The organism is Paraburkholderia humisilvae (assembly GCF_902859855.1).
GTDB classification, from domain to species: Bacteria; Pseudomonadota; Gammaproteobacteria; order Burkholderiales; family Burkholderiaceae; genus Paraburkholderia; species Paraburkholderia humisilvae.
The window spans coordinates 1-2283 of the sequence record NZ_CADIKH010000269.1 but is presented as its reverse complement, the minus strand read 5'-3'; the positions used below and the strand labels follow the sequence as shown (position 1 = coordinate 2283).

The window sequence follows — 2283 nt, the reverse complement described above, 5'->3', positions numbered from 1 at the left end:
CTGCGGCTTTTTTGCGCCCTCGTTCTTGTCGCGTTGTCCGTGTCTGTCGATCTGACAACGCCCGTCGTCTGACGTCGACGACGGACAAAACGCTTTATTCAGGGCGGACTACGTAATGATGTGTGCCGGGCTACATTGTCTCGGTGGTTCCTTGGAGGTCGTTTCAAAAAGACTGCTCCATACGTCTGAGGATGTTTCAACAGACGAGGGAGTAGCCGAGTTTGAGGAATGCTTCGTGAATGTTGGCGCGATGCTCAAAGCGAATGCGAAGACGACGAAAATTGTGCAGCTATGCGTAAGTACGCTCGATCACCCAACGAAATTTAGCGGGCCACTGCCGTGCGCGGTCCGGCGCTTTGCGATCACCGGCTTGATGCCGCGTTTGCGAAGTTTCCGGCGATGTGGTTTGGAGTCGTAGCCGCGCTCGGCGCAAATGACCTTGGGCTTATGAAGTGGCTGGCCGCGCACGCCGCCGCGAATCGGCGGAATCGCATGGACGAGCGGCATCACCCGGGTGACGTCGTTGCGGTTCGCCCCGGTCAGGATGGCACTGATGGGGACGCCATTTGCATCGACGAGGATGTGATGTCTGGAACCCGGGTCGCGACCGATCGGTGGGGTTCAGGCCAGTTTTTCGCCCCAATGGCTCGCACCGACGATGGGTCGACGGCTGCCCGAGAAAAATCGAACTGGCCAGCCTCGCGTAACTTCGCGAGCAGAAGCTCGTGCAGCCGCTCCCACACGCCAGCCTTTTGCCAGTCGCGCAAGCGACGCCAGCAGGCGGGGCCCGAACCAGATCCCAACCTGATCGGCAAGTCGCACCAGCATATCCCGGTTTTGAACACGAACAGGATGCCGTTCAGTGCAACCCGGTCCGAAACCCAGCCTGGATATTTCTTGCGTCGCGGCTTTGGCGGCGGCAGCAAAGGTTCGATCAATGCCCATAGCTCGTCATTGATGATCGGTGTACCTATCCCCTTCGGGGTCTTTTTGAAATGGTGTCTGACGGAGCCTTTGCCGGCTCCGCGTGCACCAATAAACTAACGCCTGGTTCCTCACGCCCTACTTCGATCGTGAAACAGGGGACTACTTGGGATGCGACAAGAAAAGACGAGTTTTACTGCTCCACCATTTGGCGCTCGACACGCTATAGGCAGCGACACGTATGGTAAAATTAGTGACCGGTATGAATTAAATTAATGACAACACTCGTCACGTTATTAATGTTATTTACCATTACCGTGGATTTAAAGCAATTAATTTTATCTGGTAAGAAAAATGCTTCAAATAAAATATTATCGTGAGGTGAAAAAGCGCTGACGAGGATCTGCCAACTCGCACCCATCTTTAATTCTGCGTATGTTACGCTAGCCGCGATCCGCTCGTCGGAATCATTGTGCGTCACCAAACCCCAAGAAATCTCGGCCTCATCACCGCATCGTTCGTCAATTTGGATGGTTGTCGAGGAGTCGGTGCGTGGCGGAACAGTAAAAGTATTTTTCCTGCCGGCATCAATCACACAATTATTTTTGCCGGAAAATGTTATCTCATAAGCGAACTTTGTTGCGTTCTGCCATGTGATTTTAATGGATCTAGCGTGATTTTTTTCTTCTGCTTGTGCAGCAGTAATCGTGCTCATTGCAAGCATAAGAATGGCCAGACTGGTAACCTTGATCATGGAATGGACTCCTGCGATGTTAGTTGGCCCCGAAGCTCCGCATTGTTAGTGCTCGCCCGTAATTGCATCGATTACAGCTTTATGTCGATATCGATGCCGTCGATCGGGCGCTATTCCGCTACGGTTGTTACGAGGAAGCCAGTCCGGATAATGCCATACTTTAGCCAGACTGAAAGAGAATGCTGCGCAACGCAAGAACGGAGCGTTCTTCAGAAGGCGGAAGACAAGGCGCGCGTGCGAGATGAAGTCGTGGACTGGCGTGGCACGTAAGGTAAGGGATAGCCCTCAGCAATAGCCTACTGGTGCGAGCTTGGCTGGTAGCGGTCGAATTCGAAGATAAAGTCCTTCGTATGAGGCGACCCACAGCGGGAATGTATTTTCGAAGGGCGCCCTGGGGTTCGTGGGAAGTGAAGTCGAACGCGAAGTAGAGATGCAATCTTGGCTTAGCGTGTTAAGCACGTCAGATAATCGGCACGATCATGAACAAGCATGAGTGTATCGGCCCGGATTGTTTGGACACGGTTTTGGGACTCAGGCGGCCTGTTTAAACATCCGTGCCTGACGGGCTTCGAGGGGTGACATGAAGCCCAGTTTTTCCAGCCGCC

General features: G+C 53.3%; 1 protein-coding gene and 1 pseudogene. Both read right to left on the bottom strand.

All coding sequences use genetic code 11. The features are described from left to right. Nucleotides 1-196: 196 nt before the first annotated feature. Nucleotides 197-974 (bottom strand): annotated as a pseudogene (locus tag HV796_RS41765) (IS5 family transposase). A 200-nt stretch (nucleotides 975-1174) separates the two neighbouring features. Then, nucleotides 1175-1678, bottom strand: a complete 504-nt coding sequence (locus HV796_RS41760; protein WP_175233482.1) for a hypothetical protein — start codon at nucleotides 1676-1678, stop codon at nucleotides 1175-1177. Nucleotides 1679-2283: the final 605 nt, after the last annotated feature.